At 72.1% G+C, this 22,463-nt stretch carries 20 protein-coding genes, 2 tRNA genes and 1 pseudogene; 9 read left to right on the plus strand and 14 right to left on the minus strand.

From position 1 onward, the window contains the following. The first annotated feature begins 53 nt into the window (after positions 1-53). On the plus strand, positions 54-1,025 hold the full coding sequence (locus tag ACIGFK_RS05010; RefSeq protein WP_376659119.1) for a helix-turn-helix domain-containing protein: 972 nt from the start codon (positions 54-56) through the stop codon (positions 1,023-1,025). Between the two features lie 204 nt (positions 1,026-1,229). Here ACIGFK_RS05010 and def read toward each other — a convergent pair whose 3' ends face one another. From def to ACIGFK_RS05050, 8 genes and pseudogenes are all read right to left on the minus strand, one after another. Next, positions 1,230-1,865 (minus strand): peptide deformylase, encoded by a 636-nt coding sequence (def, locus tag ACIGFK_RS05015; protein WP_376659120.1) that lies wholly within the window; start codon positions 1,863-1,865, stop codon positions 1,230-1,232. An 83-nt stretch (positions 1,866-1,948) separates the two neighbouring features. After that, positions 1,949-2,956 (minus strand): tetratricopeptide repeat protein, encoded by a 1,008-nt coding sequence (locus ACIGFK_RS05020; protein WP_376659121.1) that lies wholly within the window; start codon positions 2,954-2,956, stop codon positions 1,949-1,951. Between the two features lie 131 nt (positions 2,957-3,087). Next, positions 3,088-4,371 carry an HD-GYP domain-containing protein gene (locus tag ACIGFK_RS05025; protein ID WP_376659122.1) on the minus strand — a complete coding sequence of 428 codons (1,284 nt, stop codon included), beginning with the start codon at positions 4,369-4,371 and terminating at the stop codon, positions 3,088-3,090. Between the two features lie 248 nt (positions 4,372-4,619). Then, positions 4,620-6,014, minus strand: a pseudogene (locus tag ACIGFK_RS05030) (HD-GYP domain-containing protein); the annotation flags it as partial. A 191-nt stretch (positions 6,015-6,205) separates the two neighbouring features. Next, positions 6,206-6,511 (minus strand): mycothiol system anti-sigma-R factor, encoded by a 306-nt coding sequence (gene rsrA / locus ACIGFK_RS05035; RefSeq protein WP_376659124.1) that lies wholly within the window; start codon positions 6,509-6,511, stop codon positions 6,206-6,208. Next, the gene (locus ACIGFK_RS05040) at positions 6,508-7,152 is read right to left on the minus strand and encodes a sigma-70 family RNA polymerase sigma factor (protein WP_030709911.1); all 645 of its coding nucleotides are present in this window, start codon (positions 7,150-7,152) and stop codon (positions 6,508-6,510) included. Before ACIGFK_RS05040 ends, rsrA begins: the two co-directional genes overlap by 4 nt. A gap of 267 nt (positions 7,153-7,419) precedes the next feature. Continuing rightward, positions 7,420-8,058 (minus strand): alpha/beta family hydrolase, encoded by a 639-nt coding sequence (locus ACIGFK_RS05045; protein WP_376659125.1) that lies wholly within the window; start codon positions 8,056-8,058, stop codon positions 7,420-7,422. Between the two features lie 31 nt (positions 8,059-8,089). Next, a complete protein-coding gene (locus tag ACIGFK_RS05050; RefSeq protein ID WP_376659126.1) occupies positions 8,090-8,908 on the minus strand; it encodes an SOS response-associated peptidase in 819 nt (272 codons plus the stop codon). A gap of 53 nt (positions 8,909-8,961) precedes the next feature. On the opposite strand from ACIGFK_RS05050, the gene ACIGFK_RS05055 reads away from it, so the two are divergent. From ACIGFK_RS05055 to ACIGFK_RS05070, 4 genes are all read left to right on the plus strand, one after another. Then, the gene (locus tag ACIGFK_RS05055; protein ID WP_376659127.1) at positions 8,962-9,675 is read left to right on the plus strand and encodes a M50 family metallopeptidase; all 714 of its coding nucleotides are present in this window, start codon (positions 8,962-8,964) and stop codon (positions 9,673-9,675) included. 64 nt (positions 9,676-9,739) lie between these two features. Further along, a complete protein-coding gene (gene aroA / locus ACIGFK_RS05060; protein ID WP_376659128.1) occupies positions 9,740-11,101 on the plus strand; it encodes a 3-phosphoshikimate 1-carboxyvinyltransferase in 1,362 nt (453 codons plus the stop codon). A 10-nt stretch (positions 11,102-11,111) separates the two neighbouring features. Continuing rightward, positions 11,112-12,122 carry a ribosome small subunit-dependent GTPase A gene (gene rsgA, locus ACIGFK_RS05065; RefSeq protein WP_376659129.1) on the plus strand — a complete coding sequence of 337 codons (1,011 nt, stop codon included), beginning with the start codon at positions 11,112-11,114 and terminating at the stop codon, positions 12,120-12,122. Between the two features lie 106 nt (positions 12,123-12,228). Further along, complete coding sequence (locus ACIGFK_RS05070) at positions 12,229-12,552, plus strand: multidrug efflux SMR transporter (RefSeq protein ID WP_366678933.1); 324 nt, start codon at positions 12,229-12,231, stop codon at positions 12,550-12,552. On the opposite strand, the gene ACIGFK_RS05075 is transcribed toward ACIGFK_RS05070, so the two are convergent. Continuing rightward, positions 12,518-13,057 carry a TetR/AcrR family transcriptional regulator gene (locus tag ACIGFK_RS05075; protein WP_400050613.1) on the minus strand — a complete coding sequence of 180 codons (540 nt, stop codon included), beginning with the start codon at positions 13,055-13,057 and terminating at the stop codon, positions 12,518-12,520. The genes ACIGFK_RS05070 and ACIGFK_RS05075 overlap by 35 nt on opposite strands. A 124-nt stretch (positions 13,058-13,181) precedes the next feature. On the opposite strand from ACIGFK_RS05075, the gene hisN reads away from it, so the two are divergent. The 3 genes from hisN (at position 13,182) to ACIGFK_RS05090 (ending at position 15,154) form a co-directional block, all read left to right on the plus strand. Further along, positions 13,182-13,985 carry a histidinol-phosphatase gene (hisN, locus tag ACIGFK_RS05080; protein ID WP_400050615.1) on the plus strand — a complete coding sequence of 268 codons (804 nt, stop codon included), beginning with the start codon at positions 13,182-13,184 and terminating at the stop codon, positions 13,983-13,985. 134 nt (positions 13,986-14,119) lie between these two features. After that, entirely contained in the window at positions 14,120-14,512 is a 393-nt protein-coding gene (locus ACIGFK_RS05085) for a cyclic nucleotide-binding/CBS domain-containing protein (protein WP_376659132.1), read from the plus strand. Positions 14,513-14,737: 225 nt separating this feature from the next. Beyond that, positions 14,738-15,154 carry a Fur family transcriptional regulator gene (locus ACIGFK_RS05090; RefSeq protein WP_376659133.1) on the plus strand — a complete coding sequence of 139 codons (417 nt, stop codon included), beginning with the start codon at positions 14,738-14,740 and terminating at the stop codon, positions 15,152-15,154. 124 nt (positions 15,155-15,278) lie between these two features. On the opposite strand, the gene ACIGFK_RS05095 is transcribed toward ACIGFK_RS05090, so the two are convergent. From ACIGFK_RS05095 to ACIGFK_RS05110, 4 genes are all read right to left on the minus strand, one after another. Continuing rightward, positions 15,279-15,352: transfer RNA gene (locus ACIGFK_RS05095), tRNA-Met, on the minus strand. Between the two features lie 165 nt (positions 15,353-15,517). Next, positions 15,518-17,389 (minus strand): sel1 repeat family protein, encoded by a 1,872-nt coding sequence (locus tag ACIGFK_RS05100; protein WP_376662447.1) that lies wholly within the window; start codon positions 17,387-17,389, stop codon positions 15,518-15,520. Between the two features lie 215 nt (positions 17,390-17,604). Continuing rightward, positions 17,605-17,678 (minus strand) — tRNA-Met (locus ACIGFK_RS05105). Between the two features lie 86 nt (positions 17,679-17,764). Further along, on the minus strand, positions 17,765-20,653 hold the full coding sequence (locus tag ACIGFK_RS05110; protein ID WP_386470562.1) for a UPF0182 family protein: 2,889 nt from the start codon (positions 20,651-20,653) through the stop codon (positions 17,765-17,767). A gap of 130 nt (positions 20,654-20,783) precedes the next feature. Between ACIGFK_RS05110 and ACIGFK_RS05115 the strand changes: the two genes are divergently transcribed. Further along, positions 20,784-21,353, plus strand: a complete 570-nt coding sequence (locus ACIGFK_RS05115; RefSeq protein ID WP_376662134.1) for a PPA1309 family protein — start codon at positions 20,784-20,786, stop codon at positions 21,351-21,353. Between the two features lie 12 nt (positions 21,354-21,365). On the opposite strand, the gene ACIGFK_RS05120 is transcribed toward ACIGFK_RS05115, so the two are convergent. Then, a complete protein-coding gene (locus ACIGFK_RS05120; RefSeq protein WP_400050618.1) occupies positions 21,366-22,460 on the minus strand; it encodes a PDZ domain-containing protein in 1,095 nt (364 codons plus the stop codon). Positions 22,461-22,463 lie beyond the last annotated feature (3 nt).

The following is a 22,463-nucleotide window of genomic DNA, read 5'->3' on the forward strand; positions in this document are numbered from 1 at the left end:
CCGGACAGTGGCAGGACTGTCATGAAAGAGCGAATTACTGCCACACTGGAGCCATGCCTCTGAACAATGTCGCCGTGGCCGTGGTCAACGGGGTCGCCCCCTTCGAACTGGGCATCTTCTGCGAGGTCTTCGGGATCGACCGCAGCGCGATGGGCCTGCCGGTCTACGACTTCGCCGTCTGCGCGGTCGAGGCCAATCCGCTGCCCGTCGGCGACGGCCACTTCAGCCTCACCCTCCCCCACGGGCCCGAGCGGCTGGAGGAGGCGGACCTGATCTGCCTGCCCGCCGACCGGGAGGCGCCCACCCGGGAGTACCCGCAGGCCCTGCTGGGCGCCCTCCACCGGGCCGTGGAACGGGGTGCGCGGGTACTGAGCGTGTGCAGCGGCGCCTTCATGCTGGGCGCGGCCGGGCTGCTCGACGGGCGGCGCTGCACCACGCACTGGATGCACGCGCCCGCCCTGATGCGCCGCTACCCGCACGCCCTGGTCGACCCCGACGTGCTGTACGTGGACGAGGGCCAGGTCATCACCGCGGCCGGCACCGCCTCCGGGATCGACGCGTGCCTGCACGTCGTGCGGCAGGAGCAGGGCGCCGAGGTGGCCAACACCATCGCGCGGCGGATGGTCGTACCGCCCCACCGGGACGGCGGCCAGGCCCAGTTCATCCAGCGGCCGCTGCCGCGCACGGGCTGCGACACGGTGGGCGGGGTGATCGCGTGGATGGGCCGCCACCTGGAGGAGGAGATCACCGTCGAGCAGCTGGCCGAGCGCGCGCACATGTCGCCGCGCACCTTCGCCCGCCGCTTCCTCCAGGAGACCGGCACCACCCCCTACCAGTGGGTGCTGCGCCAGCGGGTGCTGTTCGCCCAGGAGCTGCTGGAGACCACCGACGAGACCGTCGACGCGATCGCCGGCCGCTGCGGCTTCGGCAACGCGGCCGCCCTGCGCCACCACTTCCTGCGCACGCTCGGCACCACCCCGAACTCCTTCAGGCGTGCCTTCCGCGGCCCGCGGGCCGTCGCCTGACCCGATTCCGGCGGCCCCGAGTTGGCTTGAACCAGACCCGTGCGTAGCCGGGCGGCGGCGTACGGTGATTGCCCCCGGCCCGGCCGCCCCGTGCGGCGCTCCGGGCCCCGTTTCCCACACAGCCCTGGGGGGCCGCCATGTCCCGCATCGCCCGCACGATCACCGCAGCCCCGGCCTCCGACACCGGCTGGGGCCGGCGAAGCGTCAGTCGTTCGGGACGGTCTCGTAGCGCGGGGTGCCCTCCGCCATCTGCTTCAGGGCGTCCTTGCGGTCCCGCTTCGAGAGCCGGTCGATGTAGAGGTAGCCGTACAGGTGGTCGGTCTCGTGCTGGAGGCAGCGCGCGAAGTAGCCGGTGCCGCGCACCTTGATCGGGTTGCCCTGGGCGTCCTGGCCCTCGACCTCGGCGTAGTCCGGGCGGGCCAGCGAGGCGTAGGCGGTCGGGACCGACAGGCAGCCCTCGTTGGAGTCGTCCAGGACCCGGGCGCCGGCCGGCAGCTCGACGAGCTTGGGGTTGACCACGACACCGGTGTGGCGCACGCCGTCGTCGTCGGGGCAGTCGTAGACGAAGACCTTGGCGTCCACGCCGATCTGGTTCGCGGCCAGGCCCACGCCCTCGGCGGCCTTCTGGCTGGCGAACATGTCGTCGATCAGCTGCGCCAGTTCGTCGCCGAACTCGGTGACGTCCTTGCACTCGCGGTGCAGGACCGGGTTGCCGACGACGGTGATCGGGCGGGCGGTTCCGCGCTCACGGTGGGCGAGCTCGCGCTCGGCACAGTCCTCCGTGTCCACGACGTACCCGTCGTTCACGATCTCGACAACCTCGTTCTCCTGCTGCGACATGTCCGCCGTACGCCTTCCGTAAGTCCAAGTCACCGGTGGTCGCCGATGGCCACCGATGTGCCCGTACAGCCTACGGCCCCGGTTCAGCAGACTTCTTCGAGATCCCGCCACTCCCGGGTGTCCGGGCTGTCCGCGACCCAGCCGTCGAGCAGGCCGCGCACCAGGCCGGGCGGGGCCGCGATCCCGCATTCCCGCTCGGGCACCCACAGCGAGCCGGAACCGGCCGTACGGTGCCCCAGCGGACCGGGGTGCCCCGGCTCGCTGTGGTCGTGCGGATCCAGGTGTTCGCCGTCGCCCTCGTCGCTCGGCATCTCGCTCTCCGAGCAGGTCCGGCACAGCAGCCGCACCGACGAGGACCAGTCCTCGGCGGCGAAGCCGGCGTCCGCGGCGAGCTGCTCCAGCGCGTCCCGGTCGGTCTCGCTCGCCGCTTCCAGGAGCACCACCCAGGTGGGCACCGGCGACGGCGCCCACAGCTCGATCTCGTCGAAGACGGGGTACGAAGGTCCGGCCGCGGTGATCCGCTCGCCGTGCGGGACCCCGTCGTGGAGCACGACCTCGCCCCAGCGCCGCCCCGAGGAGGGCAGCGGGATGGAGAGGACCTCCAGCCGGGCCGGGTCCAGCCTGCGGCCCCAGACCACCTCGGCCTCGCCCTCGGGCGAGAGGCGGACCGCGGCGCTGCCGAGCTCCATGCCGACCGGTTCTCCGCCGTGCTTGCCGCTGCCCGTGCTGCCGTGGGGGTCGCCGGGCACCTTCAGCCCGTACGCCTGCCAGGCCCGCCGGGCCAGCGGCCAGTCCTGGAGCGCGGTGGCGGCGATGCCGACGTTCCACCAGTCCGGGGCGCCCGTCTCGCGGTCCAGCAGGGCCACGGCGCGCAGCCCGGCGGCCCGGGCCTGCTCCCAGTCGTGCCGGAACTTGTGCAGCAGGGCCAGGTTGAACCAGGACTCGGACAGCCAGGGTTCCAGGTCCGCCGCCCTGGTCAGGAGCGCACCCGCGTCCTCGTACCGACCGTCGCCGATCAGCGTGAACGCGCGGTCGGTGGCCTGCCGCCACGAGGCGGAGGGCCTATGCCGTACCTTCCCGAAGATCCTCACGATTCCCGCCTGCCTGGGGGCACCTCCCAGCGGGTGGCTGGGGTCTCTGGTGCAGCCTTGCGGACACTCTCACGGTCACTCTTACTGGCATCCAACCATGCCCACTCGGACGGCCGCTCATTACCCATGGGTTACCCCGGTGGTACGGGAACAACTCTGTCACGTCCACCCCTGGCCAGAACCCTCGCCAGGCACTCCACGACCTCGGGCTGGTAGTCCCGCCCGGTGCCCAGCCTCAGCTGCTCCAGGGCGGCCAGTGAGCCGCCCGGGTGACGGCTCCCGCCGGCGGCGCCGGTGAGGTCCTCGTACGCGTTCACCGCGCGCACGATCCGCGCGGCGACGGGCTGCTCCCGGTACGGGTCGGCCTGCCGTTCCACCACCACGGCGACCTCCGCGGGCACCCCGGTCTGCCGGGCCACCTCCCCGCCCAGCTCGGCGATGCGGCGGGCCTCGTCGGCGGGCAGTTCCGCGGTGGCCCCGGCGGGGACCGGGTCGACCAGGGAGAGCTGCCCGATGTCGTGCATGAGCGCGGCGTACTCCAGCACCGTGAGCTCCCGCTCCGACAGGCCCAGCTCCCGGCCCACGGCGCAGCTCAGGGCGGCGACCCGGCGGGAGTGGCCGGGCCGGGTGTAGCCGGCGATCTCGGTGGCGCGGGCCAGGGAGGTGATGGTCTGGCGGTAGGTGGTGCGGATCGCGGCGATCCGGTGGAAGGACAGCTGCGTGAGCAGCAGGGGCACGCTGAAGACGGGGACGGCCCACAGCCCCGCGACGGCCACGCCGAGGGCCACCACGACGCCGGTGGCGCAGATCGCGGCGCCGATGCCCAGCTGGGCCCTGAGCTCGTCGCGCAGCAGGGGCCCGTACGGCCAGCCGGTCCGGGCCCCTGCGAGCGCCGCGGCGAGCACGGCGTCGCACAGGGCGGTGAGGCCCAGGAGGCAGAGCAGGAAGAGGACGAGGTACGGTCCCTGGCCGCCCCACTCCCCCAGTCGGCCGGAGTTGTAGAGCGGCTGGAAACAGACGGCCGCGAAGGCGACGGTGAGGACCCGCCGGGAGAGGTGGTCGAGGGCGGGGCCGCGGCCGCGGGCGACGTGCGGGACGATCCCGGCGAGTGCGGCCGCCACGACCACGGCGACGGTCTGGAGCACCCCGTGGTGGGTGGGCTGCCCGGCGTTCTGGCCGAGCAGGGCGTACGCGAGGGCCCCGGCGGAGGCGAGGGGCGCGGGCCGGTCCCCCACGCCCTCGTCCGGCCGGCCGGCCCACTGGTCCCTGCGGGCGAGCTCACCGACGGCGATCACGATGCCGAAGGCCAGGGCGGCGCCCGGCTCGTGGACGCCGTTCCACAGCGTGTGTCCGAGGGCGACGGCGGTGAGCACGCCCGCGGCCCCCCGCACGGCCCACACGGCCCCCGCCCTCACCGGTCCCCCTCGGCCCGGAAGCCGTCCGGGCCGGCCGCGGCGTCGCCGGGGGGCGGGGCAGCGCCCCGGACGCCCCTTCCTGCGCCCGCTCCCCGTTTCCCCGCGACGGCGGCCGCGTGCCGGTGCAGGGAGCCCCGCAGCGCGGCCCCCGCCGGGCCCGCCGGGGCCGCACCCGGGGTCCCCGTCCCGCCGGGCGGCAGTACCGCGCCCTGCGCCGGGAGGGCGGCCAGGGACCCCGGGCCCCGGTCCGCCCCTGCCGCGGGAGCACCGGCGGCGGGAGCACCGGCAACGGCGCCGACAGGAATCACCTGGAGGTCGTCGTCGGAGGTGACCACGGGGTGCCAGCCGTGGCGGCCGATGGCTTCGGCGAGGGCGTGGACCATCTCCGCGTCGAACTGGGCCCCCGCGCACCGCTCCAGCTCGGCGAGGGCGGTCGCCACCGGCCGGGCGCGGCTGTAGGACCGGGTGGAGGTCATCGCGTCGAAGGCGTCGGCCACCGCCACCACCCGGGCCAGCACCGGGATCTGCTCGCCGGTCAGCCCGTACGGGTAGCCGGAGCCGTCGACCCGTTCGTGGTGGTGCAGGATCGCCGCCCTGGCCTCGCCGAGGAACCCGATGCCGCGCACCATCTCGTGTCCGTACTCGGGATGGAGTTCGATGATCCGGCGCTCCTCCGGGGTGAGCGGCCCGTCCTTGCGCAGCAGCCTGGTGGGGACGCCGAGCTTGCCGACGTCGTGCAGGATCCCGGCGATGCGGACGACTTCGAGGCGGTCCTCGGCCATGCCCAGCTCGCGGGCGATCATCGCCGAGGCCTGGCCGACCCGCTCGCTGTGGCCGCGGGTGTAGCGGTCCTTGATGTCGACGGCCTGGACGAGGGCGCGGATGGTGGCCCGGTGGGCGGCGCGCTCGCGGTGGTACTGGGCGAAGACCCAGCAGGAGATGTACATCGGCAGCAGCACGAGCAGCGCGGCCGGGAGCCCGTAGGGGCTGCGCCACATGACGGCCATCATCAGTCCGGCGAGGCCGTGGACGCAGTGCGGGGCGAGGGACCGGGTGAGCAGTCCCCGCCAGGCCGTGGCGGCCCGCCGGCGTTCCGCGGCGGCCAGGATGGCCCCGTCGAGGGCGGTGAGCACCAGGCAGAAGGCGGCGGCCGCGGCCGCCGCGGGAAGCAGCACGTACGGGAAGTCGGCGACCCAGCCGGGCGGGCCGGAGCCCGCGGCGACCGGGTCCGTCCGCGTCGGCCCGCCCAGGGCGGCGGGGCCGCGCAGCAGCCCGTACGCCTGCCCGGCGGTCCAGGCGGCCACCGCGTGCTGCGCCCCGTGCCAGACGCGGCGCACCCAGGCGGGCCGCTGGACCACGGTGCCCGCGAGTCCGCCGGGCAGCGCCACGAGCGCGGCGGCGGCGGGCGGGAGCAGGAAGACGGCGGCCAGCAGCACGGGGAAGAAGGCGCCGATCCCCTCGGGTACGCGGCTGCCCAGCAGCGGGCAGACCTTGACGAGTTCGCAGCCGAGGTAGAGGACGGCGAGCGTGGCCACGGCGGGCCAGGGCGTACCGGAATCCGTGAAGGCGGGCACGAAGCACGCGACGGCGGCGAGGACGGCGCAGAGGATGCATGCGCGCGCGGTCGGCGGAAGTACCCGCATGGCGCTCTCCTCCCCTGTGCCCTGCACGCCCGGCACCAAATAGAACCAGTACCGATGGGGGAGAATAGGTGGGGCCCCGCGGGACGTGGGCCACATTTTCTGATTGCGCCGAGCGGGCGCCCCCGGATTAACACCTTCGGGTGAACGAAGTTGCCTTCCGGGGGCGGGTGTTCAAACGGCGGACGGCTCGGTCAGCCGGTGACGGGATTCTCTGCCGTGACGTCGTGTTCGGGCACGGCCTGCCCCGATCTGATCAGCTCGATCCGGCCCATCACCTTCGACCGCAGGTCGGTCGGCACGTCGTCCGACCCGCAGCAGCGCTTGACCAGCTTCTTCACGGCCTGCTCGAGGCCGTACTTCTCCAGACAGGGATTGCACTCGCCGAAGTGTGTTTCGAACTTCGTGCAGTCACTGTCGGGCATCTCGTGGTCGAGGAACTCATAAAGGTGGTCAAGCACCTCAGAGCAGTCCGTCTCGTGCGGCTCTCCGCAGCTCATGAGCCCGAGCCTTTCCGGTCGTTCGACTCTCCCGCGCCGGCGGGTACCAGCCCGCGCTCACGGGCATAGTCCTCCAGCATTCCGCGGAGTTGACGGCGGCCACGGTGCAGTCGCGACATGACCGTACCGATGGGTGTACCCATGATGTCGGCGATCTCCTTGTACGCAAAGCCCTCTACGTCTGCAAGATAGACCGCGATGCGGAACTCCTCCGGAATGGCCTGGAGCGCTTCCTTCACGTCCGAATCGGGCAGGTGGTCGAGTGCCTGCGATTCGGCGGACCGCAAACCGGTCGACATGTGCGACTCGGCGCGCGCCAGCTGCCAGTCCTCGATCTCCTCCGCGGCGCTGCGCTGGGGCTCGCGCTGCTTCTTGCGGTAGGAGTTGATGAACGTGTTGGTCAGAATGCGGTAGAGCCACGCCTTCAGGTTGGTGCCCTCGCGGAACTGGTGGAAGGACGCGTATGCCTTCGCGTACGTCTCCTGGACCAGGTCCTCGGCGTCGGCCGGGTTGCGCGTCATGCGCAGCGCGGCCGAGTACATCTGGTCGAGGTAACCGAGGGCGTCCCGTTCGAAGCGCGCGTTGCGCTCCGGGGTCGTCTCCTCCGCGTGGCCTTCGTCGGTCCCAGCGACAGGACCCACCTCCTCCGACAGCGTGGCGGCTCCGAAAGCGGATCCGCTCGAATCGGAGAATAGTCGACCTTCCCGGCCCTCCGCCGCCCGAAGCTCACTGCGCTTGGGCCCCGGCAGAACCGTCCAGTCCAGGTCAACGGCATGCGTCCGGCTCTGGCTGATGACCTGGGTCATGCGCTCCCTCTCCTCCGACGATTTCCCGTACGTACCGACATCCGGCACAACAGGTGGGCCGGGCGCCGCATTCCCGCGTACGGGAGGGGTTTCCGGCGGATCTCACACGGGGAGCGCGAGAAGCCATTCCGAGACCGCCCCGGTGATCATCGCGAGGGCCTCGTCCTGGGTGAGGTCCGCTTTCTTCGGCACGGCGAAGCCGTGGTCGGCGGCGGGAATCTCCACCAGCGCGTGGTCCCCCGCCGGGAATTCCTCCGGCTTCCCGAAGGGGTCCCGGCCGCCCTGGACCACCAGGGCGGGCCGCCCGGCCCCGGTGAGCTCCGCGGCGCGGGACTTCTCCGGCCGGCCCGGCGGGTGCAGCGGGAAGGCCAGCGCCAGCACGGCGGCCGCGCCCAGTTCGGCGGCGGTGCGGCAGGCCACCCGGGCCCCGGCGCTGCGGCCGCCCGCGACCACCGGCAGCCCGGGCCGCGCGAGGACCGGCCACAGCCCGCGCCAGCCCTCGTCCAGCACCTTGGGCGCGGCGGCGACCTTCTTGCCGGCGACCCGCCAGGGCTGTTCCACGAGCGCCACGGTGATGCCCAGGGCGGGCAGGGCGGCGGCGAGCGCCCGGAGGTCACGGGCCTCGATGCCGCCGCCCGCGCCGTGGCTGACGGCGAGCACGAGCTTCGGCTTCGCGGCGGTGTGCCAGGTGACGCGGGCCTCGCCCGCGGGGGTGTCCACGCTCTCGGTACGGGTGCTCATGGCTCCCATCCTGCCCGCCGGCCCGCCCGGGTCAGAAGAGCGTGCCCTCCTCCGGCGCGGCCAGCTCCACCAGCAGCTCCGGCCCGTTGTTCCGCACGTTGCTCGCGGCGGTGGAGACCGGGTAGGCCCGCATCAGGCCGCCCGGCGGGGGCGCGAGGAGCTGCTGCAGCGAGCCCTCGGTGTCGGTGTTCGCCGGGTCCAGCCAGGCGTCCCAGCGGTCCGGGGTGAGCATGAGCGGCATCCGCGGGTGGATCTCGGAGAGCGAGCGCGGCCCGTCGGCGGGCGCGACGCCCAGCGGCGTGGTCTCGGCCTCGGTGGTGATCACCGAGCAGGTGGCCCACCAGGCGAGGGGGTGCTGGTCGGGCAGGGTCCGGTCGCGCCAGAACTCGTATATCCCGGCCATGGCGAAGACGGAGCCGTCGGCGGGGAGGACGAAGTAGGGCTGCTTGCGGGACCGCTTCTTCTTCCCCTCGACCTCCAGCTGCCGCTCGTCGTGCGCGGTGACCCACTCGTAGTACCCGTCGGCGGGGACGATGCAGCGGCGCTGGGCGAAGGGGCGGCGGAAGGACGGCTTCTCCGCGAGGGTCTCGGAGCGGGCGTTGATCATCCGGGCGGCGCCGTCGGGGTTCTGGGCCCAGGAGGGGACCAGGCCCCATTTCAGGACGCGCAGCTGGCGAACCGGACCGCGCTCGGGTGCGTCCTTCAGAGGACGGTCGAGGACGACGTGGACCTCTTTCGTCGGCGCCACGTTCCAGTCGGGGGCCAGGGTCTCGGCCGGCTCCCACCGCTCGATGCCGAACGCCTCCACCAGCTCCTCGGGCGCCCGCCCGGCTGCATACCTTCCGCACATGGCTGCCACACTGCCATGTCGCTCGAACAAGACCACGAGGAGTCCGCCACTTCATGGACAGCAGCACGATGGCCGGTCTGTGGGACCGGCTCACGGGTATACAGACGGCCCCCGACCGGTGGCTGGTCATCGCGACCGGGGTGGTGGCACTGGCCGCCGTGGGCTACGGCCCGGTGTGGCGGGTGCTGCGCAACGCCGTGACCATCGCCCACGAGGGCGGCCACGGGCTGCTGGCCAAGCTGACCGGGCGCCGCCTCGACGGGATACGGCTGCACTCCGACACCAGCGGGGTCACCCTCAGCTACGGCAAGCCGACCGGTGTCGGCATGGTCCTGACCGCCGCGAGCGGGTACACGGCGCCTTCACTGCTCGGGCTCGGCGGGGCGCTGCTGCTGTCCGCGCACCGGATCACGCTGCTGCTGTGGGTGGCGACCGCCCTGCTGGCGGTGATGCTGATCAAGATCCGGAACGCCTACGGGGTGCTGACGGTGGTGCTGACCGGCGGCACGTTCGTGCTGGTGTCCTGGCTGGCCCCGGCCGAGGTGCAGGCCGTGTTCGCGTACGGGGTGGTGTGGTTCCTGCTGATGGGCGGGGTCCGGCCGGTGTTCGAGCTGGGGGCCAAGCGCCGGAACGGTGGCGCGCCCGATTCGGACGCGGACCAGCTGGGCCGGCTGACGCATCTGCACCCCGTGGTGTGGCTGCTGTTCTTCCACGTCGTCGCGCTGACCTCGCTCACCGGTGGCGGGCGCTGGCTTCTCGGCCTCTGAGACGGTCCGGCCATGGGGCCGTGATCAAGATCCGGGGGCCTCGCGAGCCACTAAAGTGGGGGCCATGACCGAGACCCCCGCGCTTCCCGCCCTCTGGCCCGCTCCGTTCGCGGAAGCGGCCGTCCACGCCACCGTCACGGTGCCGGGGTCCAAATCGGTCACCAACCGTGCCCTGGTCCTGGCCTCGCTGGCCGCCGAGCCGGGCTGGGTGCGCCGCCCGCTGCGCTCGCGCGACTCCCAGCTGATGTCGGACGCGCTGCGCGCCATGGGCGTGGGCATCGAGGAGACGGTCTCCTCCAGCTCCGCGGGCGACGGCGAGAGCGGCGAGGCCTGGCGGATCATCCCGGCGGCCCTGCACGGCCCGACGACCGTGGACGTCGGCAACGCGGGCACGGTCATGCGCTTCCTGCCGCCGGTCGCGACCCTCGCCGACGGGGACATCCGCTTCGACGGCGACCCGCGCTCCTACGAGCGTCCGCTCGGCCAGGTCATCACCGCCCTGCGCACGCTCGGCGCCCGGATCGACGACGACGGCCGCGGCGCGCTGCCCATGACCGTCCAGGGCGGCGGGGCCCTGGAGGGCGGAACGGTCGAGATCGACGCCTCCAACTCCTCGCAGTTCGTCTCCGCGCTGCTGCTCTCCGCCCCGCGCTTCAACCAGGGCGTCGAGGTCCGGCACGTGGGCGGCAACCTGCCGTCGATGCCGCACATCCGGATGACCGTGGAGATGCTGCGCGCGGCGGGCGCCCAGGTCGACACCCCCGAGGCCGGCGGCGAGAAGGACGTGTGGCGGGTCTCCCCCGGCGCGCTCCTGGGCCGCGACATGGTCGTCGAGCCGGACCTGTCCAACGCCCAGCCCTTCATGGCCGCGGCCCTGATCACGGGCGGCACGGTCACCATCCCGGACTGGCCGCGCCGCACCACGCAGCCCGGCGACGAGCTGCGCCGCATCTTCACGGAGATGGGCGGCTCCTGCGAGCTGACCGACGAGGGCCTGGTCTTCACCGGCAGCGGCAAGATCCACGGCATCGACGTGGACCTGAGCGAGGTCGGCGAGCTCACCCCGGGCATCGCGGCGGTCGCCGCGCTGGCGGACTCGGAGTCGGTGCTGCGCGGGGTCGCGCACCTGCGGCTGCACGAGACGGACCGGCTGGCCGCGCTGACCAAGGAGATCAACGGGCTCGGCGGCGACGTCACCGAGACCGAGGACGGTCTGCACATCCGCCCGCGCAAGCTGCGCGGCGGCGTCTTCCACACGTACGACGACCACCGGATGGCCACCGCGGGCGCGGTGATCGGCCTGGCCGTGGAGGGCGTGCAGATCGAGAACGTGGCGACGACCGCGAAGACCCTGCCGGACTTCCCGAAGATGTGGGCCGACATGCTCGGTCAAACTCCGCGAGGCACGACGGGAGCGGGAGCGTAGGGGCCCCGTCATGCGCAGGTACGGCAAGCACACCGACGAGGACGACATCCGCCAGCGCCCGAACCCCAAGGGCAACCGGGCCAGGACGAACATCCGGCCCAAGCACGAGGACGCCTCCGAGGGCTTCGTCCTCACCGTGGACCGCGGCCGGCTGACCTGCCTGGTCGAGGACCGCACGGTCACCGCCATGAAGGCCCGCGAGCTGGGCCGCAAGGCGGCGGTGGTCGGCGACCGGGTGTCCCTCGTCGGCGATCTGTCCGGCAAGAAGGACACCCTCGCGCGGATCGTCCGGATCCAGGAGCGCAAGTCCGTCCTGCGGCGCACCGCCGACGACGACGACCCGTACGAGCGGGTGGTCGTCGCCAATGCCGACCAGCTGGCCATCGTCACGGCCCTGGCCGATCCGGAGCCGCGGCCCCGGATGATCGACCGCTGCCTGGTGGCGGCGTACGACGCGGGGCTGGAGCCGCTGCTGGTGCTCACCAAGTCCGACCTGACCTCCGCGGACAAGATCCTGGAGATCTACTCGACGCTCGGCCTGAACTACGTCGTCACCAACCGCGAGGAGCTGGCGACGGGCGATGCCGCCGAGCGGGTCCGCGAGCGGCTGGCCGGCCGGATCACCGCGTTCGTCGGCCACTCGGGCGTCGGCAAGACCACCCTGGTCAACTCGCTGGTCGCCGAGGGCCGCCAGCGTGCCACCGGCCACGTCAACGCGGTGACCGGCCGCGGCCGGCACACCACCACCTCCGCGCTCGCGCTGCCGCTCCCCTCCGGGGACGGCTGGGTCATCGACACCCCCGGCGTGCGTTCCTTCGGCCTGCACCACGTGGACCCGTCCCGGGTGATCCTGGCCTTCCCGGACCTGGTTCCGGGTACGGAGGAGTGCCCGCGCGCGTGCAGCCACGACGAGCAGGACTGCGCGCTGGACAAGTGGGTGGAGGACGGCCACGCGGATCCGGCGCGGCTGTATTCGCTGCGGCGGCTGCTGGAGACGCGGGAGCGCCGCGAGGGCGACTGATCCGGCGGGGCGGCGGGGTCTGCTGTGTTTCTCGAACGACCTGTCTGGATAAATGCATAATCGCACCAAGTGACAGGTCGTCACGTGACGCGAGGAGGCATTCGCCATGGCGTGGCTGCTGGTCGTGGTCGCCGGACTACTGGAGACCGGTTTCGCGGTCTGCCTCAAGCTGTCCCACGGGTTCACCCGGCTGTGGCCCACGATCGCCTTCGCCTGTTTCGCGCTCGGCAGCTTCGGCCTGCTGACCCTCGCACTGAAGAAGCTGGACGTGGGGCCGGCGTACGCGGTGTGGACGGGCATCGGCGCGGCCGGCACCGCCATCTACGGCATGGTCTTCCTCGGCGACCTGGTCTCCACCCTCAAGCTCGTCTCGATCACCCTGGTCATCCTCGGGGTCATCGGGCTGCAGCTCTCCGGCTCCGCTCACTGAGCAGGGCGAGCAGTTCGGCCGCCCCCGGCTCCTCCCCCGGGGCCACCACGTAGGAGAGGGCGAGGCGCACGGCGAGCTCGCACCTGCGGACGTCCTCGGCGGGCATGAGCGCCGCCGCGGCCCGGTCGCGCACCGCCCGGGTCAGCTCGCCGGGCCCGGGCGCCCGGCCCGGCGCAGGGAGGTCCGGGTCCCAGAACCCGGTCAGCAGGGCCCGTACGAGGGGATGCGCACGGGCCGCCCGTAAGGTCCACTCCGCGACGGCGGCGAGCCGCTCGCCCGTCCTGCCCGGGGCGGCGAGGGCCCGGTCCACCCCGTCGAGGTACCGGTCGACCTCCAGCCTGACCAGGGCCCGGCCCAGACCGCCCTTGCCGCCGAACTCGTTGTAGAGGCTCTGCCGGGACACCCCGGCCGCCGCCGCGACGTCCACCATCTTCACGGCCGGCCAGGGGCGCGCGGCGAGGGCCGCTCCCGCCGCCTCCAGCAGGGACTCCCGGGCTGCCGGCATCGTCGCCTCCCCCGTTTGGCTTCACGGCCAGAGTTGACGGGCCGACAGATCCTGTCAAGGGCGCCTCCCGGCCGCACCGTGGACGTCGTTCGCCGGGCCGCGGCGGTCTCGATACTGTTCGGGCATGCCCGAGTATGACGATGACCTGCGCCTTGCCCTTGAGCTCGCCGACGCGGCGGACGCCACCACGATGGAGCGGTTCCGCGCGCTCGACCTGGTGGTCGAGACGAAGCCGGACATGACTCCGGTGAGCGAGGCGGACAAGGCGGCCGAGGAGGTCGTCCGGGCCGGCATCGAGGCCGCGCGGCCCGCCGACGCGATCCTGGGCGAGGAGTACGGGCTCGAGGGCAGCGGCCCGCGCCGCTGGGTCGTGGACCCGATCGACGGTACGAAGAACTACGTCCGCGGGGTACCCGTCTGGGCGACCCTGATCTCCCTGATGGAGGAGGGCGCCGACGGGGTGTTCCGCCCGGTCGTCGGCGTGGTGTCCGCACCGGCGCTGGGACGCCGCTGGTGGGCCTCGAAGGGCGGCGGCGCCTTCGCGGGCGGCGCGCTCGGCGAGACCACCCGGATCGGCGTGTCCAGGGTGGCGGAGCTCGGCGACGCCTCGTTCGCGTACTCCTCGCTGAGCGGCTGGGAGGAGCAGGGCCGGCTCCCGGGCTTCCTGGACCTGACCCGGGCGTGCTGGCGCACGCGTGCCTACGGCGACTTCTGGCCGTACATGATGGTCGCGGAGGGTTCGCTGGACCTGTGCGCCGAGCCCGAGCTGAACCTGTGGGACATGGCCGCCATCGCCGCGGTGGTCGAGGAGGCCGGCGGCCGCTTCACCAGCCTGGACGGCGTGGACGGGGTGCACGGCGGGAACGCCGTGGCGTCGAACGGGCTGCTCCACGACGAGATGCTGGACATGCTGCGCCCGCGCGCCTGAGCGCGCCCTCTTGATGACCCTGCGTTGTCGTGGGAATGTGAGAATCCTCCGCTTGTGCGCTTGTGAACCCTTTCTCTAGGGTTCCGGCCGCACCCCACCCAGGCGGAGGGACTCACCAGGAGGTGGCTCTCTTCATGCTCGTCCGTGACGCCATGAGCACCGTGATCCTCACCCTCGGACCCGCCCACACCCTCCGGCAGGCGGCCTGCCTGATGTCCGGCCGGCGCGTCGGCGCGGCCGTCGTCCTCGACCCCGACCACAGCGGAATCGGCATCCTGACCGAACGCGACATCCTCAACTCGATCGGCGCGGGCCACGACCCCGACCGGGAGACCGTGAGCGCGCACACCACCAACAACGTGGTGTTCTGCACCCCCGACGCCACCCTGCAGGAAGCCGCCGAGGCCATGGCCCACGGCGGCTTCCGTCATCTGATCGTGCTGGAACACGGCGGCCCGGTGGGCATCGTGTCCGTGCGCGACGTCATCAGGTGCTGGACGCCCGCGCGGCGTACGGTTCCCGCCTGACGCGACGACGCCGGGCCGGGGCCCGAGAGGGGTTCCGGCCCGGCGTCCCGCCCGGCAAGCAGCCCGTCCGGCCGCGGAGGGCCTGGACCGCGGCCCCGATCCACTCGCCGAGGCAGCCCGTTCCGCATCCGATCCCATGATGGACATGGTCCAAATCGAGAGCCAATACAAGATCGCAACCCTTCGGTAGTTACACCGGGTCACCCCACTGTTAGGCTGGCGTCCATGAGTGACCTGCTGGAACGACTTCGCGGACGCGGCTGGCGCATGACGGCGCAGCGGCGTGTCGTCGCCGAGGTGCTCGACGGTGACCACGTGCACCTGACGGCAGACGAGGTGCACGCACGTGCCGTGGCCAAGCTGCCCGAGATCTCCCGGGCGACCGTCTACAACACGCTGGGCGAGCTCGTCACCCTCGGCGAAGTACTGGAAGTCGCCACGGACCGCCGTGCCAAGCGGTACGACCCGAACGCCCACCGGCCGCACCAGCACCTGGTCTGCGCCCAGTGCGGCGCGATCCGCGACGTCCACCCGGCGGGCGACCCGCTGGCCGACCTGCCCGACACGGAGCGCTTCGGCTTCGTCGTGTCGACGGTCGAGGTGACGTACCGCGGGATCTGCCCGAACTGCGCGGGCGCCTGAACGACACGGGGAAGGGCCCGGACCCACGGGGTCCGGGCCCTTCCCCGTTCCCCCGCCCCTCTCGCTTGGCATACGGAAACGACTCAGGGCCCGGATCCATTGGATCCGGGCCCTGAGCCTTCAGTAGCGGGGACAGGATTTGAACCTGCGACCTCTGGGTTATGAGCCCAGCGAGCTACCGAGCTGCTCCACCCCGCGTCGGTAAACCCAACGTTACGTGAGAGCCCCCGGCAGATGCAAATCGTTGAACCGGTCGGCCGAAACCGGCCCCGTCGGCGTTTGAGGCGCGGGGGTCCGGGGGGAGGCGGCGCCCCCGGCAACGGCGCCGCACCCGCGCAGCACCCGCCGAGCCCCCGCAGGGGATCAGGCCGAGAGCTCCTCCGCCAGCGCCTCCCGCAGCCGCGCCGCCCGCTCCGAGACCTCCGCCGGGCCCAGCTCCATCGCGCGGACGCACCACTTCTGGGCCTCCGCGAGGTCACCGTGCCGGGCCGCCAGCAGGCCCAGCCGCAGCGCGGCCCGGCCGTGGCCCGCCACCGCGGCCCGGGTCCACCACAGGGCGGCCTCCGGCTCGTTCCCCTCACGGGCCAGCAGCAGCCCGAGGTTGAACGCCCCGTTGCGGGAGCCGGCTTCGGCCGCCTCCCGGTACCACCGCGCGGCCACGTCCGCGTCACCGCGGGCGGAGGCCAGCATGCCGACCCGCACCTGCGCCCGGCGGTGGCCCAGCTCGGCGGCCCGCTCGTACCAGTCCTCGCTCTCGGTGCGGGCGGCCCCGCCCACCGGCTCGCCCAGCGCCACCGGCTCCGGCGGCGGAGCCAGCGATTCGAGCAGCGCGGCCAGCCGGAAGGCGGCCTCCGCGCTGCCGCCGCCCGCCGCGCACCGCAGGTGCCGCTCGGCTGCCCGTTCCTCGCCGTCGCGCACCAGCGCGATGCCGACCTGGAGCGCCGCGTCCGTGTGACCGGCCGATGCGGCCCGCTCGTACCACTTCAGCGCCGTGCGGTCCTCGTCCCGGCTGGCGAAGAGGATCCCGAGGTTGAAGGCGGCGTCGACGCTGCCCGCTTCGGCCGCCTTCGAGAACCACGGCTCCGCGCCCGCCGCGTCGCCGCCCTGGAGCAGCAGGATGGCGAGCGCGTTGGCGGCCTCGCGGTGCCCGGCGTAGGCCGCGCGCCGGTACCACTGCTCGGCCTGCGCGGTCCGGTCCTGCGCCACGCACAGCAGAGCAAGGTTGTACGCCCCGTTCTGGTCGCCCGCGTCCATGGCCGTCCGGTACCAGCGCTCGGCGGTCTCGGTCTCCCCGCGGGCGGCGTGCAGCGCCCCCAGCGCGTTGGCGGCGTTGCCGTCGCCGTCCTGCGCGGCGCGGTGCCACCACGCGGCCGCGCTGTCCTCGTCGCCGGCGTCGCGCAGCAGGAAGCCGAGCGCGCACGCGGCCCGCGCCTCGCCCTGCTTGGCGGAGGTCAAGTACCAGCGGCCGGCCTCCTTGAGCTCCCCGCGGGCCTCCAGCAGCGCGCCCAGGTGCAGCGCGGCACGGCGGTGTCCGCGCGCGGCGGCCTGCCGGTACCACTGCTCGGCCTCGGCGGGGTCGCCCTTGCGCAGGTGCCTGGCCAGCCGGTACGCGGCCTCGCGGTGGCCCTGTTCGGCGGCGGCGCGGAACCACCGCTCGACTCCCTTGTCGCCGCGGTGCTCCAGCAGGTCGGCCAGGCCGTACGCGCCCAGCGCGTGGCCGGACTCCGCCGCCTGCCGCATCCAGTACTCGGCGGCGGGCTCGTCGCCGCGCTCGCGGAAGTGGCGGCCCAGAGCGTGCGCGGCGGGTGCGGATCCGGCCACGGCGGCGACCCGCCACCAGCCGGCGGCCTCGTCCGGGTAGCCCCGCTGGTGCAGCAGCACGCCGAGGTTGTTCGCGGCGGCGCGGTCCCCCTCGCCGGTGGCACCGCGCAGGTAGGGTTCGGCCCCGTCCAGGTCGCCTCGGCGCAGCAGCAGCGCCCCGAGCACGCTCATGGCGCCCGGGTCCCCCTTGTCGGCGGCGACCCGGTGCCGGGCCTCCAGCTCCGCGTCGCTCGCGGCGTCACCTTCCCCGAACACGTCCTCCGCACCGTGCTTGTCCAAGAAATCCGCATGGGTCCGGGCGGTCCGGGCGTCGGCGGCCCGAGCCGCCCCCTTGGCCCCCGTGGCCGGTTCGGCTTCCGCCCTCGCAATCCGCCCTGTCTCCAGCAGAGTTGGCCTGTCCCCCATGAATCCCATCGTCGCATCACCTGCTACCCGCGTACACCTGGTATGTCGCAGCCAGTGAGGTCACTACAGCGTTTTGTCGACATGCCCACAGACCGCTAAGTCAAACACGGTCTTGCCCCAACTCACCCGCCCCAGTTACCGCGTGTCCATCCCCGTACATATCCGGGGCATATCCCGGACATGACGAAGGCCCGGATCCATGGGATCCGGGCCTTCGTCTTCAGTAGCGGGGACAGGATTTGAACCTGCGACCTCTGGGTTATGAGCCCAGCGAGCTACCGAGCTGCTCCACCCCGCGTCGGTGAAACCACAGTATCACGACGCGGGACGAAGCCATTACTCCTCGATCACAGACCGCTCACCGGAGCGGCCCGCACCGCCCGGTCACTGGCCGGCCGGCTTCGGTGCCGTCAGCTTCGCCTCCGCGTCGATCGCCCGCTTCAGCGCCGCCTTGATCTCGTCCTGCGCCTTGCCGAAGGCAGCCCAGTCGCCTGCCTGCCGGGCCTTCTCGGCGTCGTCGATCGCCTTCTGGGCGTCGGCGAGCGCCGCCTTGACCGTCGGGTCCTGGCTGACCGGCGGCGGGTTATTGGTGCCCTCGCCCGGCGGCTGCGCCGGCGGGACGGGCGTGGTCGGGGCCTCCGCTCCGAAGACCACGTTCAGCGCCTTCTCCAGCGTGTCCTCGAAGGCCGTCTGGTTGCCGTAGGTCACCAGCACCTTGCGCAGCAGCGGGTACTTCAGGCCGGAGCTGCGGACGTACACCGGCTCGACGTAGAGCATCCCGTCGTCGAGCGGCACCGCGAGCAGGTTCCCGTACTCGATCTCCGAGTCACCACCGCGCAGCAGGCGGATCGACTCGGCGATCTTCGGTTCGGACTGGAACTTGCTCTGTACCTGGCCGGGACCGTCCGGCGGCTTGCTCGTCGGCATCTTCAGGATTCTGATCTTGCCGTAGTCCGGGGTGGCCGGATCGGCGTTGACCGACATGAAGGCGCTCAGGTTGGGCCGCTCGTTCGGCGTGAACGTCGTGGTGAGGGAGAAGACCTGGTCCTTCTCCTTCTGGCCCGGAGTCTTCATCGACAGGTAGTACGGCGGAACCGCCGTGCCGGCCTTGGTCGTCGGGTCGTCCGGGACCGCCCACGCCTCACTGCCGCTGAGGAAGGTCTGCGGGTCGGTGACGTGGTAGCGGGTCAGCAGCTCGCGCTGGACCTTGAAGAGGTCCTGCGGGTAGCGCAGGTGGTCCAGGAGCGGCTTGGAGATCTCGCTCTTGGACTTCACGGTGCCCGGGAACGCCTTCATCCAGGTCTTCAGGACCGGGTCCTCGGTGTCCCACTGGTACAGGTTGACCGTGCCGTCGTACGCGTCGACGGTGGCCTTCACCGAGTTGCGGATGTAGTTGACCTGGTTCTCCTGGGCCACCACCGCGCGCTGGCTGTTGGTCAGCGAGTCCGCGGTGCTCTGGCCCAGCGTGGTGCGCGAGGCGTACGGGTAGCCGTTGGTGGTCGTGTAGGCGTCGACGATCCAGACGACCCGCTTGCCGATGACGGCCGGGTAGGGCGCGCCGTCGATGGTCAGCCACGGGGCGACGGCCTCGACGCGGTCCTTCGGCGTGCGGTTGTAGAGGATCCGCGATCCCTCGCCGATGGCCCCCGAGTAGAGGATCTGCGGCTCGCTGAAGGTCAGCGCGTACGCAGCCCGGTTGACCGGGTTGTCGAGGTTGACGCCGGAGTCGCCCTCGTAGCTCGTCTCCTTCTCGCCCTTGTCGTCCGAGTAGTCGAGCTCCTTCTGCGGACCGCCGACGATCGAGTACTGCTTCGTCTGCTCGCCGTAGTAGATGCGCTGCTCGAAGTCCGTGCCGAACATCCCCTTGGAGGGGAGGTCGGACTGGGTGAAGTCCGGGGCGCCCTGGTCGCCGACGGTGGTGCCCTTGGCCGCGACCACGCCGTAGCCGTGCGTGTACTTGAAGTGGTCGTTGATCCAGTTGTTCTTCGGGATGCCGCCGATGTTCAGCTCGCGCAGCCCGATGACCGTGTCCTGCGCGCTGTACCGGTCCACGGCGAGCGTGGACGGGAAGGCGTAGTAGCCCTTGACCTGCTGGAGCTGCTGGAAGGCGGGCGAGACGATGTTCGGGTCGAGGAGCCGGATGCTGGCCGTCGTGTCGGCCTGCTGGCGCAGGACGTTCTTGTCCGTCTTCGGGTTCGGCACGCCCGCGTAGTCCGTGACCTCCGAGCCGGCGACCCCGTAGGCGTCGCGCGTGGCCTTGATGTTCTTCTGGACGTACGGGGATTCCTTGGCCTGCTCGTTCGGCTGGACCTGGAACTTCTGCACGATCGCCGGGTAGAGCCCGCCGATCAGGATCGCCGAGAGCACCATCAGGCCGAAGCCGATCACCGGCAGCTGCCAGGTGCGGCGCCACAGCGTAGCGAAGAACAGCAGGGCGCAGATCGCGGCGATGGCGACGAGGATCGTCTTCGCCGGCAGGTACGCGTTGGCGTCGACGTACCGCAGGCCCGTCCAGTTGTCGGCGGCCTTGAAGTCACTGGACTTCACGGCCAGCCCGTACCGGTCGAGCCAGTACGCGACGGCCTTGAGGCTGACGAAGAGGCCGAGCAGCACCGACAGGTGCCCGGTCGCCGCGGCGGTGGCCCGGGCGCCCGGGCTCGTCACGCGCAGTCCGCCGTACAGGTAGTGCACGACGGCCGCGGCGATCACCGACAGCACGACCGCGGCGAAGCCGAAGCCGAGCAGGAAGCGGTACCAGGGCAGGTCGAAGGTGTAGAAGGACACGTCCATGTGGAACTGGGGGTCCTTCGTGCCGAAGGCCACCCCGTTCACGTACATGAGCCAGGTCTTCCACTGGCCGGCCGCCGAGGCGCCCGCGATCAGGCCGACGAGCACGGCGATGCCGAGGAGCAGCCACTTCTTGTACGGGGCGATGCTCATCCGGTAGCGGTCGAGGCTCTGCTGCTCCATCGACATCGCGCTGAGCGGCGGCCGCAGCCGGTGCGCCAGCCAGATGTTGAAGCCCACGGCCCCCGCCATCAGCAGGCCGAAGACGGCGAACAGGCCGATCTTGGTCCACAGGGTGGTGGTGAAGACCGTCGAGTACTTCACGGAGCGGAACCAGAGCCAGTCCGTCCAGAAGCCCGCGAACATGATGAAGAGCATGGCGAGGACGGCCAGCACGCCCAGGGTCATGAGCAGAGTGCGGGCTCGCCGGGAGGGGCGGCCGACTCTCATCCGTGGCCCGGAAGGGCCTCCGCCGCGGTCCGGCATCTGGAAAGCCAAGGTCCACACCTCGAAAGTCGCTGAGTCTGGTATTAACGGGGCCCCCGATCGTAGGGCCCACTCTTGCAACTTACTGAGGCTTTAGTCAGTTCCCGGTATCCGCCGGAAAGGAGGCAGGATGTTGTCCATGTCCAACGTTTCGCCTTCCCCCGGCACGCCGATGGCGGCCAGCCCGCTCACCCGGGCCTGTCTCGAGATCGACGAGTACGCCGCCGGCCTCGGCTGGGACCAGCCCGCACGGCTGTTCGCCCTCGTCGACACCGCCAAGCTCAAGAAGCAGGAGCCCCGCCTGGCGAGCCAGCTCGGCCTCGACCAGGACGACGCCGGCAAGAGCTCCCTCACCCCGATCGAGCAGGACAAGCTGCCGGCCGGGACCCCGCTCGACAAGTTCCTGGGCACCGTCGCCTGGCCCGACGCGGTCGTCGGCTGCGCCCTGACCGTGGAACGCCTGATGCTGCCGCCGTCCGCGGAGGCCTCCGTACCGGAAGGGCTGAGCGACAAGCAGCTCTCGAAGTGGGTCGCCGGTCACCCGGAGCGGCAGGAGGTGCGCCTCACGGTGGCCGTGCTGCGCGACGGCTCGCGCGAGTCGGCCGTACGCCTGCGGGAGAAGGACTCCTCGACCGAGGTCCTCACCGGCGGCGGCCTGGTGCCCGGGCTGGCGGAGGCGCTGGCGGCGACCTTCTCCTGAGCCGTGGGGGGGTCAGGACCCGGCGACGCTGCACTGCGGCAGCCCGGCCTTGTCCCCCTTGCGGATCTTCTCCAGCGCCTTCGTGGCGTCGTCGATGGTGGACACCTTCACCAGGGTCAGGCCGTCGGGCACGTTCTTGGCGGCCGACGCGCAGTTCTCGGCGGGCGTCAGGAAGTACTGGGCGCCCGCCTTGCGGGCCCCGATGGTCTTCATCTGGATGCCGCCGATCGGGCCGACCTTGCCCGTGTCGTCGATGGTGCCGGTGCCCGCGACGAACTTGCCGCCGGTGAGGTCCTCCGGGGTCAGCTTGTCGACGATGCCGAGGGCGAACATCAGACCGGCGCTCGGGCCGCCGACGTCGGCGAGCTTGATGTCGATCGTGAACGGGAAGGTGTGGTCGGTCCCGGCCCGGATGCCGACGATGGCGTGGCCGTCGCCCTCCGCCTTGCCGGCCGTGATGACGATCTTGGTGGAACCGGTGGCCTCACGGTTCGCCTTGGCGGCCTCGGCCGCTTCCGCGGCGGGCACGATGGTGAACTCGACCGGGTCGCCGGGCTTGTGCTTGGTGACGAACTTGGCCACGTCCTCGGGCGCGGTGACCGGGGTGCCGTCGACGGCCTTGATCACGTCGCCGGCGTGCAGCTTGCCGTCGGAGGGGCTGTCCTTGACCACCGAGGCGACGATCACGCGGGCGGTGACCGGGATGCCGAGCTGCCTCAGGGCCGCCACCTTGGCGCTCTGCTGCGACTGGCTGAACTCCTCGGCGTTCTCCTGGGTGGACTGCTCGTCCGTCTTGCCGTCCGGGTACAGGTTCTCGTGCGGCACGACGATGTTGTCGCCGGCCAGCCAGCCGTAGACCGCTTCCAGCAGGTTCATGTCGTAGTCCGCGCCCGTGACGCGGACCGTCGTCATGTTGAGGTGGCCGCTGGTCGGGTACGTCTTGCGCCCCGAGATGTTGAGTACGGGCTCGCCGTGCGAGTCGCCGAGCGTGTTCACGGTGGGTCCGGGGCTCATCTCCGAGTACGGGACCTTGATGAACACCCCTGCGCAGAGCAGCGCGAACAGCACGAGCGTGGAGGCGAGCATCGTCGCGGTGCGGCGTGGCATGGA

The organism is Streptomyces sp. NPDC085524, assembly GCF_044541755.1.
Lineage (GTDB): Bacteria > Actinomycetota > Actinomycetes > Streptomycetales > Streptomycetaceae > Streptomyces.